Source organism: Lihuaxuella thermophila (assembly GCF_900110165.1).
Lineage (GTDB): Bacteria > Bacillota > Bacilli > Thermoactinomycetales > Thermoactinomycetaceae > Lihuaxuella > Lihuaxuella thermophila.
In genome coordinates, this window is sequence record NZ_FOCQ01000012.1 from 80,786 (window position 1) to 95,891 (window position 15,106).

At 50.2% G+C, this 15,106-nt stretch carries 14 protein-coding genes; 8 read left to right on the forward strand and 6 right to left on the reverse strand.

The genetic code is table 11. The features are described 5' to 3' along the window. Nucleotides 1-618 precede the first annotated feature (618 nt). On the forward strand, nt 619-4,137 hold the full coding sequence (locus tag BMW55_RS13665; protein WP_170839935.1) for an efflux RND transporter permease subunit: 3,519 nt from the start codon (nt 619-621) through the stop codon (nt 4,135-4,137). Nucleotides 4,138-4,685: 548 nt separating this feature from the next. Here the strand turns inward: BMW55_RS13665 and BMW55_RS13675 are convergent. Continuing rightward, nucleotides 4,686-5,144, reverse strand: coding sequence for a hypothetical protein (locus BMW55_RS13675; protein ID WP_089970328.1), 459 nt, complete (start codon nt 5,142-5,144; stop codon nt 4,686-4,688). A gap of 672 nt (nt 5,145-5,816) precedes the next feature. Here BMW55_RS13675 and BMW55_RS13680 point away from each other — a divergent pair. Beyond that, nucleotides 5,817-6,116, forward strand: coding sequence for a hypothetical protein (locus tag BMW55_RS13680; RefSeq protein ID WP_089970332.1), 300 nt, complete (start codon nt 5,817-5,819; stop codon nt 6,114-6,116). Nucleotides 6,117-6,381: 265 nt separating this feature from the next. Here the strand turns inward: BMW55_RS13680 and BMW55_RS13685 are convergent, their stop codons facing one another. From BMW55_RS13685 to BMW55_RS13700, 5 genes are all read right to left on the reverse strand, one after another. After that, nucleotides 6,382-6,714, reverse strand: coding sequence for a YolD-like family protein (locus BMW55_RS13685; protein WP_170839936.1), 333 nt, complete (start codon nt 6,712-6,714; stop codon nt 6,382-6,384). Between the two features lie 376 nt (nt 6,715-7,090). After that, nucleotides 7,091-7,498, reverse strand: coding sequence for a DoxX family protein (locus BMW55_RS13690; RefSeq protein ID WP_089970338.1), 408 nt, complete (start codon nt 7,496-7,498; stop codon nt 7,091-7,093). A gap of 410 nt (nt 7,499-7,908) precedes the next feature. Further along, nucleotides 7,909-8,994 (reverse strand): quinone-dependent dihydroorotate dehydrogenase, encoded by a 1,086-nt coding sequence (locus BMW55_RS13695; RefSeq protein WP_089970508.1) that lies wholly within the window; start codon nt 8,992-8,994, stop codon nt 7,909-7,911. Nucleotides 8,995-9,174: 180 nt separating this feature from the next. After that, nucleotides 9,175-9,321 carry a hypothetical protein gene (locus BMW55_RS19475; RefSeq protein WP_170839937.1) on the reverse strand — a complete coding sequence of 49 codons (147 nt, stop codon included), beginning with the start codon at nt 9,319-9,321 and terminating at the stop codon, nt 9,175-9,177. 97 nt (nt 9,322-9,418) lie between these two features. Then, nucleotides 9,419-9,904, reverse strand: a complete 486-nt coding sequence (locus BMW55_RS13700) for a tetratricopeptide repeat protein (RefSeq protein ID WP_089970342.1) — start codon at nt 9,902-9,904, stop codon at nt 9,419-9,421. Between the two features lie 161 nt (nt 9,905-10,065). Here BMW55_RS13700 and BMW55_RS13705 point away from each other — a divergent pair, with 161 nt between their 5' ends. The 6 genes from BMW55_RS13705 (at nt 10,066) to hisH (ending at nt 15,039) form a co-directional block, all read left to right on the forward strand. Then, the gene (locus BMW55_RS13705) at nt 10,066-10,644 is read left to right on the forward strand and encodes a non-canonical purine NTP pyrophosphatase (RefSeq protein ID WP_170839938.1); all 579 of its coding nucleotides are present in this window, start codon (nt 10,066-10,068) and stop codon (nt 10,642-10,644) included. A 78-nt stretch (nt 10,645-10,722) separates the two neighbouring features. Further along, nucleotides 10,723-11,901, forward strand: a complete 1,179-nt coding sequence (gene hisZ / locus BMW55_RS13710) for an ATP phosphoribosyltransferase regulatory subunit (RefSeq protein ID WP_089970349.1) — start codon at nt 10,723-10,725, stop codon at nt 11,899-11,901. Beyond that, a complete protein-coding gene (hisG, locus tag BMW55_RS13715; RefSeq protein WP_089970352.1) occupies nt 11,894-12,532 on the forward strand; it encodes an ATP phosphoribosyltransferase in 639 nt (212 codons plus the stop codon). The genes hisZ and hisG overlap by 8 nt, the downstream gene beginning before the upstream one ends. Further along, nucleotides 12,529-13,821, forward strand: a complete 1,293-nt coding sequence (hisD, locus tag BMW55_RS13720; RefSeq protein WP_170839939.1) for a histidinol dehydrogenase — start codon at nt 12,529-12,531, stop codon at nt 13,819-13,821. The genes hisG and hisD overlap by 4 nt, the downstream gene beginning before the upstream one ends. Nucleotides 13,822-13,831: 10 nt before the next feature. After that, entirely contained in the window at nt 13,832-14,410 is a 579-nt protein-coding gene (gene hisB / locus BMW55_RS13725) for an imidazoleglycerol-phosphate dehydratase HisB (RefSeq protein ID WP_425283865.1), read from the forward strand. Then, nucleotides 14,410-15,039, forward strand: coding sequence for an imidazole glycerol phosphate synthase subunit HisH (gene hisH, locus BMW55_RS13730; protein ID WP_089970359.1), 630 nt, complete (start codon nt 14,410-14,412; stop codon nt 15,037-15,039). The genes hisB and hisH overlap by 1 nt, the downstream gene beginning before the upstream one ends. Nucleotides 15,040-15,106 lie beyond the last annotated feature (67 nt).

Sequence of the window (15,106 nt, forward strand, 5' to 3'; positions counted from 1 at the left end):
TTTCGGTGCTGAAACTGCTGTAACAACAGCAGTTATTTTTTTCTCACAAAAAATTCATGAAACTGAAATTGACGCTAAATGATACCGTTCTGTAAGATGATGGTGGTCATTAAGTCTCGGGATTGCTTTATTTGGAAACACTTTTTTTAGCTTTGGCCAAGGTCAAGGAGATCGCCAATAAACTGACTGGTCATCTTATCCAAAGACACGGCTGCAGGGAAAACGGGGGAACAAACATACTTCAGAGAAAACGCGCATGAATACTGAAAGCAAACTGGGGAATGAAAGTGGATCTGTTTAAGGACGCTCCGAAATCTTTTTTCCGACTCCGTTCCGATGCAGTGGCAGAGTCACTCGTCGCAAAAAAGATTTCTCCGCTGGTTCTGTCTTATCAAGGTTGATAAAGAACGGTCCCTGTGCAGGGTGACACAATCGTGGGTGATAGCCCGCTCCGCTCATTCGTGTCGATCTTGCTCAGAAAACGGCCGGACTTGATACAACCTAAAATCAAACGCAACATCGTGCAGGGAGGCCGTGATTGGACGAAGTGCCTTTGGAGGCCGTTCCCAGCGGAAGCCCCGAACGTCCACTACAGATGAATTCAAAGGAGGAAACGGCTTGAACTGGCTGACCCGCTTCTCGCTTAAAAACATCGCTGCCATCGTGATTCTGGTGCTGCTCGTTTCCATGGGGGGAGTTTATACTTCCGCCCAATTGAAGATGGAGGCAATGCCCGACATCAACTTCCCTGTGATTGTGGCATTGACTCCGTACCCCGGGGCATCCCCGGAAGATATTGATAAAAAGGTGACTCAACCGATCGAAAAAGCACTCTCCGGGATCAAAGGGGCGAAAAAAGTCACCTCAGTTTCCGCTGACAGCACTTCGGTGGTTGTGGTGGAATTTGATTTTGATGCCGATCTGGATAAAGCCCAGCAGGAAATGAGGGATTCGATTGACCGCCTGGAGTTGCCGGAAGAAGTACTAAAAACCACCTTTAACCGTTTCGGTTTTAATACCTATCCCGTCATGAACCTGTCCTTTACCAGTGACACGAAAAAGCCGGCCGAACTGGAGCGCTGGGTTCATGATGTGGCCAAAGCGTCTTTTGAATCGGTGGATGGCGTGGGCGAAGTCCAGGTCAAAGGCGAGGGAAATAAGCAGGTCTACATTCGGTTAAAACCGGAACAGCTGAAAAAGTATAACCTGAGCCCCCAGCAGGTCCAACAGGCTCTGCAAAGCGCCAATCTCTCCCTTCCCCTCGGGGACCTGAACATGAATCAGATTGACTTGCCGGTACGCATCGAACAGAAAATCACCAATATTGAGCAATTGAAAAACTACGAGTTAACGATTCCCGCCAACCCTGCTGCCGGTTTTCAGGATGCGTTTGAGCAGATTGGACAAGGTATGCAAGGATTGGGCCAGGCGGTTGGAGGACTCGGGCAAGCGGTTGGGGGCTTAAGCAAGGGATTGGGCCAAATGGGTCAGGGAGTGGGCTTGCTTCAGGCCCAAGTCCAAATCTTGCAACAAGCCCAGCATCTGCAAGCGCAGATCATCGGGGACCAGCTTGCTTTGAACGAAGCTTCAGCTCAATTGCGGGAGAATCCCGATGACGAATCACTCCAAAAAAGAGTCAAGGATTTACAAGCGAATATCGCCCGCAATCAAGCCATCTTAAAAGTAATGAATGATCGGTTAGAGCAGCTCCGGTCCCAAATGCCCAAACCTCAATCAGGTGGGAAAGAAAGGGAAGGAGCTGGCGGGGCAGCGAAAGTTCCCTCGGGGAAAACGGCCAAGCCGGGTGTAAAAGAAGCGGAAATCAAAACGATCCGACTGGAGGAGATCGCTTCCGTCACCGAGTCGGCAGACGGAAACACCATGATCACACGGACGGACGGAAAACCGTCGGTCAATGTGGATATCGTGAAGGACCCGGATGCCAACATCGTGGAAGTGGCTGATCAGATCAATGAAAAGATCGCTGAACTGAAGAAAAACAACCCGGATGTAAAAATCGCTCTGCTCTTTGATCAGTCGCGCGGGGTAAAGGCTTCGATTCACTCCATGATCCGGGAAGGCCTCCTGGGAGCACTTTTTGCGGCGATTGTGATTTTAATTTTCCTGCGCAATTTCCGGATGACGCTGATCTCGGTCGTCTCCATTCCCGTGTCGGTCCTCGCGACACTGATTTTGATCAAACAGGCGGACATCAGCTTGAATATCATGACTTTGGGTGGTTTGGCGGTGGCCATCGGCCGGGTGGTCGATGACAGTATTGTGGTGATTGAAAATATTTACCGCCACATGATGAAAAATCCGGACAGAGATGTGAATCTGATCCAGCTGGCCACCAAGGAAGTCGCCTCAGCCATTACTTCATCCACCATGACCACAGTGGCGGTATTTGTACCGCTGGGTTTCGTAAACGGCATCGTGGGCAAAGTTTTCTTCCCGTTTGCCCTCACGGTCGCCATTGCCCTTCTCTGCTCGCTGGCTGTGGCTGTTACCATTGTGCCGGTACTGGCGAAAATCATGCTGCTGCGCGGGAAAAAGCTGCGTTTAGACCGGACAAGGAGCCGGACGGCGGAAGTATACAAAAAAGCGCTGGCCTGGTCTTTGGACCATAAAGGTTGGGTCATCACTGTTTCCATCGTCCTGCTGCTGGCAAGTTTGGCGATGATCCCGCTGGTGGGAACGAGTTTTATCCCGTCGGACAAGGATAAAGCGGTTCAAGTGAGCCTGAAGATGCCTTCGGGAACGCATATCAGCAAAACGGATCAAATGGTCCGGAAAATCGAAGAGAAAATCAGACGGCACAAAGAAGTACAGGTCATTTCATCTTCTGTCGGCAACTTGCGCGGACAGCTGAACAACGATGGAAGCATCGGCAGTGCCAACCGCGCCTCCATGTTTGTCAGCCTTGCACCTTCGGCGGATATGGATCAATGGCTGGAGGAGATTCGCCATGAGCTGAAGCCCTTGCAAAAAGAAGGGGAGATCATGGTGGAAGAGGTAAAAAGCGTCGGTCCTCCTTCCAGCAAGATTCAAGTGGGCGTGAAAGGGAATAACCTCGATGAGATTCGCCGGACGGCCGATCAGCTGGCGGAGAAGATGAAACAGGTCCATGGGCTCGTCAATGTCAGCCATAATCTGAGTGAAGAAAAAGAGTTGGTGACCATTCATGTAGACCCCGCCAAAGCGGCAAAAGAAGGCCTGGTTGCCCAGCAGGTGGCTTTCTCCGTCCGCGGTCTGCTGGAAGCGGACAAAGTGATGGAAATCGAAAAAGGAACGCAAACCCAGGATGTGAAGCTGGGACTGGAAAAAGAGGGAGTAAATTCAGTTGAAGAACTGAAAAATGTACAAATCCTCTCTTCGACAGGAAAGCTGATCAAGCTGGGTGAAATCGCCGCCATTAACAAAGAGAAAGGACCGGTCACCATCCAGAAAGAGAACGGACAACAATATGCCGTCGTTTCAGGAAATGTCACGATCAAGGATACCGGTGCCGTTTCACGGGATGTGCAACAAATCATCGACGGGATGTCCTTTCCGAAAGGGATCAAGGTGACTTTGGGCGGCGATACCGAAGAAATGAATAAAAGCTTTGCCCAACTGGGGGTTGCGATGGTTGTGGCTGTAGCCGCCGTCTACATTGTGATGATCATCGCTTTTGGGGAAGCGACGGCTCCATTTACAATTCTCTTCTCCTTGCCGTTTGCTCTCATCGGCGGCTTGCTCGGGCTCTTGATTTCCGGCCAGCCCATCAGTGTTTCTTCGATGATCGGATTTTTGATGCTGATTGGGATTGTTGTCACCAACGCCATTGTGTTGATCGACCGTGTCGGACAGCAGAGAAGGCGTGGCCTGGCCATTCGCGAAGCTTTGCTGGAAGCGGCCGGCACCCGTCTTCGTCCGATCCTGATGACAGCCCTGGCGACGATCTTCGCCCTCCTGCCGCTCGCCTTGGGATATGGCGAAGGGACATTGATTTCACAAGGTTTGGCGGTGGTGGTGATCGGCGGTCTTGCTTCCTCCACCTTGCTCACCCTGTTCATCGTGCCGATTGTGTACCTTCTGCTCACCCGGGTTCAGGAGCGCATCATCGGCAGACCAAAAGCGGAAGTGAAGGTGTAGAAAAAAACGGGTTCCTCCAAAAGGGGGGGAACTCGTTTTTTCTTTCATAAACGGATCGTCATCGTCCCCGCATCGAAGTCTTTTATTGAGAAGATCGGCAAGTTTAAAAAGACTTACGAGAAATCAAGCGAGTGCTTTGACAAGATTGAACCGGTGATGGTGGTACCCGGATCCCAGGAATTCCGGTCATCGAAGAAGAAAAGATACAACGAAGCAGTGAACATCCTTTTATGGTCGGCGTCATCAAATTGTGGGTTCAACTGAATGGCTCAAAGATCGAAAGCGACGTCCAAGATTTTGTTTACTGTTGTGATATGAATCAAGCCATTACGGGGATTGAGCATGTCTTTCAGCGAAAGTCGTCTGTATGCTGAGATGAAATTTTTTCGATGGTCCGTTACGCAAGAGCCGGCTTTCTCCTGAATTATTGAGATTCGACCATATTTCTTCCCACAACTCATCTGAAATCTCATTCACTGCGATCACCACATCATCTTTATCTCCATTTATCATAAATATAAAAGATGCCCCTCTTTCCAGGGGCTTGCTTACTTTTTAAGTATGGTTTGTTTCACATGATTAAGAAACGCTTCCTCATCCAAAACCTTGACCTGTACAATAGGTTCTACTGAAAACTGAACACGTTTTTCAAGGGATCTTGCCAGCTCTACCACTTTGTTTGCGAACCCTTTATCCTCATACACTGCACTAATCTCCTTTCGGATTCCGTCTTTGACCACAACAGCATACAAAGTGCTTTGCTCACAAATTCCTTTCTGATCGGCGTTTTGAAACTCTGACTTTCTCCTTTCTTGTTTAAACCGGTCAAGGATGTCAGACAATCCATCCTTGTACTCCTCATAACGTTCGATGATAGCCAGTAGAGCAAGCCCGGATTCTATAGAAACTTCTTCCGTAATCTTTTTCATCTCTTCAAGAACCATTTTCTTGTTATGATTGGTTTTGGTTTTTAAATATTCATACAACCGATCAACCGTTTGTTTCATTCCGGTATCCTCCTCCATGCACAACACATGATCTCAAGGGAGTACACCCTTCTTCTTCGTGGTTTCATCATCCTGTTTATTCGTTAGCCTATAGTAGATATATTACATTTATATTAAAAATTCCCTCCTCTACAGGAGGGATCAATTGCTTTTTTTGTTCTTTCACCATTTCAATCTTCACGTTTTCTCCACACCCCCTCACTGATAGGGACCGGTTCAGCGCACGATATGCAACGGCTTTGGCGTAGAGATGGATATGAAAGGAGTATGCGGAATTGGTTTTTCAAACGGAAAGTTCTCAGCAACAGTCATTCGTGAGCAGTAGATCAGGCTGAAGGAAAGGGAGGTCTATCTATTAAAAATAATAATGATATTATACAATTTTTTTACTAGTCATTGATTTGGATAATTTAAGGTGTTATAATCTACCACAAGAAGAATATCAAACAATAGAAAACGGTAAAGTGGAAGAAGTGTCACTTATGATGAGTCAATGTTAAAACATCTGGCTCCAACTCCACAGGTTTCAATCTGAATCCCCCACCGGGCTGCTGCTTTTTGACGGATATGAGCTCGCGAATTTTTATTTATTTTTTCAGAAAAATTACATAATGTTTTGAAATCGTTGAGGGTCGAGAAAAGAGAAACGAGAAGAGCGGAAGAGGGATGCAGATGTCCAGAAATAAGGAAGAGCTGATTCGTCAATTGGCTATTAAGATTGAAGAAGAGTTGAGAGATATGATCTTGAAGGGCCCTCATCCAAGTCTGACGAGTCTCTCGGCCTTTTGTTCTTGCTGCCTGGAGTTTAGGCACCGCAAAAATGTCCGCTTGGTCAAAATGGACGGGGATGAGCTCCCTATTTGCCTGGAATGCATGGAAAAGCGGAAGTGGAAAGAGTCTGATTCCTTCGAGGCGTTAGAATACCAGGCAAGAACCATTGCGATTATGAGAATCAAAGGAATAGCCGATTAGCGTGAGGACAGGAAACCCATCCCGTCCTTTTCTTTTGTTTGAAAATTTACTGTGCTTGAGCTAAAACCACCTGTTGCGTGACCCGCTCCTCTCGCTGCTTTTGTTCCGGAATCGATCTGACGGAGTTTGTTTGAGCTTGGTATCGCTCGCATGGTTTTCATGCATGGATGAGATGAACAACTCACGGCCGTTAGTCTGTCAAAAGGGCCCTCCATTTTCACCTCGCCAAATAAACCACCCATCCCGAAGGATGGGAAAAACGAATCTAAAACCAATCGACATCCATCAATTTCGTATACGGAATCTTCTTGCGAATCTCCCCGTTGACGATGACAAACCAGCCCTCATAAGGATTGATTTTGCTGATTCGTCCGTAAAATTGCAACGGGGAGTATCTCCCGGCATATGTAACCAACACCGGTTTTTTCATGTCGAATGCTTCTTCAAGAATAAAGCTCATGTACTCGAGCTGATCTTCATCGATGACCGGAGGCTGGTACTTTTTTTGTTTGTGTCCGGATTTCGGCTGCTTCTCGTGCCGGACAGGGAGGACAAATCGGTTTTCCTCGATCCATTTGTAGAAGTCAAGTATATTCACATCGATCACCTTCCTTGTCCATAATGATATACGAATATATGTTCGTATTTCAAGAGGGAAAAGGCGAAAAAATACGAACGTTTTTCCGGACAGGTGAGTTTGGTTCGCAAAATATATTCATTTAGGCAGATCAAATGTGAATATAAATCATACCAACGTTTCCTGAAGGGTAATTTTGCCGTTGTATGCCTTATAAATGGAAAAAGAGCCGTATAGCGGCTCAGTCACATGAACGGGAAACTCATTTTAAAATGACGCCCTGGCCAGGTAATCCTCAAGCTGGCCCGAGGCTCCTGCAAATCCCGTCACCATAGAGTGTGCTTCCTTGCTCGTTTTGAGCTCCCTGTGTGCGGATCGGGGAGCCCATGTTGTCCTGTTAGTGCTGATCTAAAGTTAAGCTATTCTGACTACTGGGGGCAGCGGCTTTTAGTTTTTTATGATGGAAGACATAGGAACCGGCGATCAAAATGTATCCAATCAAAAAAATCAGCCATCCGCTGGCAGGGTCGCCCACAGATATACTTGAATACATAGCACCCGTTAAATCAAATACAAAGCCGGCATAAGCCCACTCCTTAATTCTCGGAAAACCGGGCACAAGGATCGCCACTACTCCTAATAATTTAGCAACTCCAAGAAAGGGAAGGAGATAGGCAGGATAACCCAAATGGTTAAATACAGCAACGGCATCCGGAGAAGACATTAGATCGGGAATAGAGCTGAGCAGCATGAATGCTGCCAACGGACCTGTAAAGACCCAGTAGAATATTTTTGTTTTTTTCATATCAGTACGTCACTTCCTCTCTTCGTTTGATCGAATAACCGCGCATGATCCGTTTGCTTTTTTCGCGGATGGTGTTTTTCTTTCCTTTTCAATATACCAAAACGGGAATATACCTGTCAAGGAATATTCAAAAAATTTTTCCATTTTACGCAAGGATACTTTTCCTTCTAAATCTTGTAATGATCGAAAAAGCGCAATGAAGCAAATCCGATGCATTCGATGGGGGGAAAGGGAGGGTCAGATTCTGAATATCCCGGTCCATTTGTATCAAGCTTCCGGAATAGCTGGTAGAGATCTTCTTCCGAATAATAAAGTATGCTACTGTCAACCCGCGCTCTAGGGCACGAAGCGGTGACGGAAAGCAGAATGGTGCTGAAATAAATTAAGCCGAGCCTGATGAATGGCTCAGCTTATTTCTGATCCAGGCCGACAGCATCCTGAATCGAGGAGAAGTTGTCCCGTTCCAGCAGTTGGAGTAATTCTTCATTGATCCGCTTCGCAATCGAAGGACCCCGGTAGATCATACCCGTATAAACTTGAATCAGATTGGCGCCGGCCCGGATTTTTTCATAGGCGTCTGTTCCGGTGAAAATGCCTCCCACACCGATGATCGGAACTTGACCCTGGGTGATGGAATAGATGTGGCGAATGAGTTCAGTCGAACGGTGGGTGAGAGGTTTTCCGCTCAGTCCCCCGGCTTCCCCTTTGTGCGGGGATTTCAGCCCTTCCCGGGATAGAGTCGTATTGGTGGCGATAATTCCGTCCATCCCCAGGTGAAGAGCGGTATGGACAATCTCTGACAGCTCTTCCGGCGATAAATCGGGAGCGATTTTAAGCAGGACGGGGCGATGACGGCCCGTCCTGTCCGCCAGCTCGTTCCGCTTGGTCAAAACGGCGGAGGTGAGTTCCCTGAGCGCATCCACATGCTGCAAGTCCCGCAAGCCTTTGGTATTCGGGGAACTGATGTTGATGACAAAGTAATCGCCGTATGGATAGAGAGTTTCCAAGCCGGTGAGGTAATCATCGGATGCCCGTTCGTTTGGGGTATCCTTATTCTTTCCCAGGTTGATCCCGATCGGGATGTGCGGGCGCGGCAGGTGTTCAAAGGATTGTCTCGCTTCTTCCACCCCGTGGTTATTAAAACCCATGCGGTTGATCAACCCTTGATCCTCAGGCAGCCGAAACAGACGGGGGGCGGGATTCCCCGGTTGAGGGCGCGGGGTTAAGGTCCCCACTTCCACAAAGCCGAAGCCGAGCGCGGCCAGGGCAGGATAGACATTGGCGTGTTTATCAAAGCCTGCCGCCAATCCCACAGGGTTTGGGAAGGTGAGTCCCCAACATGTGGTGGCCAGCCGGGGATCGTATACGGACATCACCTGGTGGTACATCTTTCTGAGAACGGGAGCTGCCTGCATCATCTTCAAACTGCGGATGGTCCAGTCGTGTGCCGTTTCGGGATTCATTTGAAATAATAGTTTGCGGAGCGACGAGTAGATCATCAGTAGCTTCCTTTCCGGTCATTCTTCGCGTTTGGTCAGGTTCCGGGCAAAAACTCTTCGTTCTGTAGGATACCACATTTGTTCTGTTTCAGGCAGAGATTTTTCCTGTATATGCAAAAAACTTAACCGGTCTGCGGTTAAGTTTTTTTGGTCTCTTTATAGTATGGCGAGTGGCTCCTACCATGCCAGGAAGCCAACCAGAAAGCACAGGAGCCCTAAAATAATGGGTTCCAAGGAAGAGCTTTTTCCCCGATAAACGAGATAGATTCCCACAAGTTCGAGGACGACTCCCGCAATGAGAAAGATGGTTCCGAGATGTTGCATGTTGTACGTCCTCCCCTTTCGCTCCGAACGGTCCTTTTATTTTTTTATTCGCAAGAGGCTTCGTTTTTTTGTCCGTGTTCGGAGAAGGAGCGCCCGTTTACCGGAAGATCTGATCCAATTTATCCGCATAAAACAGAAGGGCTCGCCGATATTTTGACAGATTTGTGTCATTGGTTGTTTCCGCCAACTGCGTCAGCATGATCTCCATACTGCGGGCATGCTCGCCCAGATTATAGCAAGTCATCGCCAGAAAGGTTTGAAGGGCGCGGTCATCGGGGAATTTTCTGCATCCTTCCTCCAGTGTGCGCAGGGACTTATCGTATTCTCCCAAACAGCGGTAGGTACTGCCCAATCCCAGGTAGGCTTCTGCCAGCAAGGGTTCCGGAAGCCCCAGGCGGATGGCTTTTTCATAATAGGGAACGGCTTCCTTTTCAAGGCCCATCGCGTCATGCGTAAAAGCGCATTCCAACCAAAGAGCCGGATCATCCGGAGATGTCCGAATGAGTTGGAGCAGAAGTTCTCGGGCAGACTCATATTGACCTTGTTTCCTGAGCAGGCTTGCCCGTTTCAGATCCGGATTCATAGAACCCTCCTATTTCACTGAAAAAAGTAGTAGATTATTATTTATAAACATGAAACCAGAGAACATATTTCGAGAAATCCATGCAATTTTCCTTTACAGCAAATTTCCGCATTTGATTACGATCACTTGTGCATAGATTTCAGTGGTTGGAGGGAAGAGAGTTGAAGATATTTTTTGCTACACAGAATGAAGGCAAGCTGTGGGAGGCTGGCCGGATCTTGGGGCCGCTCGGAATCGAAGTCGTCCCGGTGCCTGTGGAGTTGTCCGAGCCGGATGCCGGCACGATGGAGGAAGTGGCACGGATTAAACTGAAGCAGGTGATGGAACGGGGGATGACTCGGGTGATGGTGGATGATGCCGGGATTTATTTTGCCGCCTATCCGCAATTTCCCGGAGTATTGACGAAACGGGTATTTCATCGGATCGGCTACCGGGGGGTGGCGAAACTGTTGGCAGGGGAATCCCGCGAAGCCTGGTTTGAAGGAACCGTGGCCGTTTGCTGGGATGGGCAGATCCGGACGTTTTCGGGAGTAACCAGGGGCCGGATCATCGAATCGATATCGGAGAAAATCAGACCGGAACCGGGCTTTCCTTTTGATCCCATCTTTGTGCCGGAAGGAGAACACAGAGCTTTAAACGAAATGCCTGTAGAAGATCGTCTCCGCTATTCATACCGCCGCAAAGCCCTGGAGAAAATGGCTGAATGGATGAGAATGGTATCCGCCAAGGATAGCCAATAGGGAATCCCCGTGTTATACTAGGAAGCAACGGATGCTTTAGTATATTAGCAAACTAAAGTGCGGCGAGGAGTGAAACGGATGACAAAACCGCACACCTTTGAAAAACCAACGGGATTTCGCGACTTTCCACCCCCGCTGGCGTCGAAAAAGCGAATGATCGAACATCGGGTGCAAACCCGGTTTGAACTGTGGGGTTATCAGGAAGTATGCACGCCAACGTTGGAGTATTACGATACCGTGGGAAATGCGAGCGCGATTCCGGAGCAGAAAATGTTCAAATGCATAGACCGGGAAGGGAACATGCTGGTGTTGCGCCCGGACCAGACAGCGCCGATCGCCCGGTTGGTTTCTTCGGTCCTGAAGCACGAACCTTTGCCGCTCCGCCTGTTTTACCATGCAAGCGTGTTTCGGGCACAGGAGAATGAAGCGGGACGCAATGCGGAGTTTTATCAGTCCGGCGTCGAACTGATCGGCGAATCCGGTGCGGAAGCGGATGCAGAAGTGATCGCGCTGGCCATCGAAGCGCTCCAAGCCTGTGAAATCCGGCAGTTTCAGCTGACGGTGGGCCATGTGGGATTATTGGATGGGTTGATACGTGAGCGGGTAGACGATGAAGATGTGCGGATCCGTCTGAAAGAAGATCTCGGAAGACGGGATGTGGTGGGCTTTCGCGAACGGGTACAGCATCTAAATATCGGGGAAGCGGCCAAAGAAGAGCTGCTCTCTCTGCCCCGTTTGATTCAGAACCGCCGTCATTTATCCGGTCTTGCTTCCCGCTCCGGCTCTCCGGTCGTTCTGGATGCGGTTCGTTATTTGGAAGAAGTTTGGAGCCATTTGGAAGATCACGGACTGGCTTCCTATGTTTCGTTCGATCCCAGTCTGGTGGGTAGCCTTGGTTATTACACAGGGGTTTATTTTGAAGGGTATGCCGCCGGACAAGGATTCCCCTTGCTCAGCGGCGGCAGGTACGACCGTTTGTACGACTCCTTTGACCGGCCCCTGGCTGCCACCGGTTTCGCTTTAAAAACCGACCGTTTGATGGAAGCATGTCCCGTCACTGCGAACGAGCCTGAAAAAGTGGGCTTGTTTTACCATCCGTCGGCCAAAAAACAAGCGATTGAACAGGCTCGCCGGATGAGACAGGAAGGGCGGATCGTCGTGACGCACAGACTGACGTCCGGAAAAAAAACTGCCCGGTATGCGGGGATTTATGATCGGTTGCTGATCATCGGTGAAGGAGGTGTGCAGGATGTCTGATTTAACGATCGCCATGCCGAAAGGGCGCATCTTTGAAGAGGCATTGGCCCTTTGGCGCAAAGCCGGCCTGCCTGCCCCTCCCGATTTAGATGCCGATTCCCGCAAGTTGATCGTTTCACTGCCGGGTGCGAATCTCTCCTTTTTTCTTGCCAAACCCATGGATGTTCCCACATATGTTGAATACGGAGTGGCTGATCTGGGAGTGGTCGGGAAAGATGTGCTGCTGGAAGTCTCCAGAGATGTGTACGAGCTCCTGGATCTGAAAATCAGCCCTTGCCGGATCGCTGTCGCGGGAATGCCTGATTGGAGTCCTCCTTTGCATCCGCGGGTGGCGACGAAATATCCGGGGATCGCGGAACGTTATTTTAAAGAACAGGGACAGCAAGTGGAAGTGATTCATCTGAACGGTTCCATCGAGTTGGCGCCATTGATCGGATTGGCCGACCGGATCGTCGATATTGTTTCGACCGGCAAAACGCTGCGGGAGAACGGACTGGTGGAACTGGAACAGATCACGACGGTCACTTCCCGTTTAATCGCAAACCGGGCCAGTTACCGGTTAAAAAACGAACTCATCCATTCGGTGTGCGACCGTCTGGCAAAAGTGGTGCAGAGAGGGGTAGTGGTATGATCCGGATCGTTGACCCGGCAAATTTTCAAATCAAGCGGGAAGTCGATAACGGAACAGAAGAGCAGCGGAGGATTGTACGGAGGATTCTCGGGCAGGTGAAAGAGGAAGGGGATCGGGCTCTGTTTCGATTGACGGAACGGTTTGACGGCGCCAAGCTGGATTCGCTCGAGGTCAAGCCGCAAGAAATCGATCAAGCGCTGGAGCAAGTGGATGATGGATTTGTCCAGGCATTGCGGGAAGCGGCCGAACGCATCCGCCGTTATCATGAAAAGCAGAAGCGGACTTCCTGGATGGAAACGGCCGAAGACGGAACCATCTTGGGACAACTCGTTCTCCCGCTGGAAAAGGTGGGCGTTTATGTACCGGGGGGCCGGGCCGCCTATCCATCGTCCGTGTTGATGAACGTCATCCCCGCCCGGGTTGCCGGAGTCAAAGAGATTGTCATGGTCACCCCTCCCCGGGAAGATGGGACGGTCTACGCTCCCACGCTGGTGGCGGCAAAAATCGCCGGGGTGAAAAAGATCTATAAAGTCGGGGGTGCCCAGGCCATCGCAGCTCTCGCCTACGGGACGGAGTCGGTTCCCGCCGTGGACAAAATCGTCGGACCCGGCAATATCTTCGTAGCGCTTGCCAAACAAGCCGTCTACGGGCTGGTGGATATCGACAGCATTGCCGGGCCGAGCGAGATCGTGGTGATCGCAGATGAAACGGCCAATCCGGCCTTTGTGGCAGCAGACTTGCTTTCGCAAGCGGAACATGACCCAATGGCTTCTGCCGTCCTGATCACCCCGTCCCCGAAACTGGCAAGCCGGGTGGCGGAAGAACTGGACCGGCAATGCAAGCGGTTGGAACGAAAGGAGATTGCGGAAGCATCGCTCAGGAATCATGGAGCCATCTGTATCACGAAAGATCTGCCGGAAGCATTTGAGGTGGCCAACCAGCTGGCGCCGGAGCATCTGGAGCTGTTGGTTCAGGAACCCTGGAACTGGCTTGCGAATGTCAAGCATGCAGGGGCGGTTTTCCTCGGCCCCTACAGCCCGGAGCCGGTCGGCGATTATTTTGCCGGTCCCAACCATGTTCTGCCTACCAATGGTACAGCCCGTTTCTTCTCGCCCCTGAATGTGGATCATTTTATGAAAAAGACAAGCGTGATCTCTTACAGCCGGGAAGCGCTTTTCCGAGATGCGGAAAAAGTGATGGCCCTGGCAGACGCGGAAGGACTCGGAGCGCATGCCGCATCGGTCAAAATCCGCCTGGAACAAAAGGAAGAAGGTGAAGAACTTGGCTGATCTTGTACGCGTGGGATCAGTGAAACGCACGACATTGGAAACGGATATTTCGCTGAAACTGACGGTTGACGGAACCGGAAGAACGGATTTGAACACCGGTGTTCCGTTTCTGGAACACATGCTCGACTTATTTGCCAAGCACGGCCAATTTGATTTGCAAGTCAAAGCGAAAGGAGACACCCTGGTGGATGATCACCATACAGTGGAAGATATTGCCATCTGCCTGGGTCAGGCCCTTCACCAGGCCCTGGGGGATAAACGGGGAATCCGCAGATACGGGAACGCATTTGTCCCGATGGATGAGACGTTGGGACAGGTGGTGGTCGACCTTTCCAACCGCCCGCACCTGGAATTTCGCGCGGACTTCCCCGGTGCCCAGGTGGGCACGTTTGCGACTGAGCTGGTTCATGAATTTTTCTGGAAGCTGGCACTGGAAGCGCGGATGAATGTGCATGTGATTTTGCACTACGGGCGTAATACCCACCATATGATTGAGGCCTTGTTCAAAGCGTTGGGGCGGGCGCTGGATGAAGCGACGCAAATCGATCCCCGCGTGCAGGGGATTCCTTCCTCAAAGGGGGTATTGTAATGATCGCCGTCATCGATTACGGGATGGGCAATTTGCACAGTGTGAGCAAGGCTCTGGAAAGAATGAACCATCCTTGTGTGATTACCTCCGATCCGGAAGTGATCCGTCAGTCAGAGGGGATGATTTTGCCGGGAGTAGGTGCTTTTGGGGATGCGATGAGGGAGCTGGAAACAAGGGGGTTGGTGTCGCTTATCAAAGATGAGGCGCTGAACGGAAAGCCGCTTCTGGGCATTTGCCTTGGTATGCAACTTTTATTTACGAGCAGTGACGAATACGGTTATCACCAGGGACTCAACCTGCTTCCGGGACATGTGATCCGTTTTGAAGGGGATTACAACATTCCGCACATGGGCTGGAACTGGCTGACCTTTAAACACCCTCATCCTTTATTCAGAGGACTATCGGAAGGACATGTCTATTTTGTCCATTCATTTCATGTGCAAGCGGCCAATGATGAAGACGTGATCGCCACCACCGATTATTACCAGACCGTGACCGCCATTGTGGCGCGTGGCAGCATCGCCGGCATGCAATTCCATCCGGAGAAAAGCGGGGAACTGGGCTTACAGCTGCTCGACCGGTTTGCCCGGATGACACAGGAAAGGAAGAAAGTGACCGTCCGTGGATGAGGGTGGATCTGGTTGAAGGCCGGTCCGAAGCATGATCCCCGGAAACGCTCATACTACACCATACGCT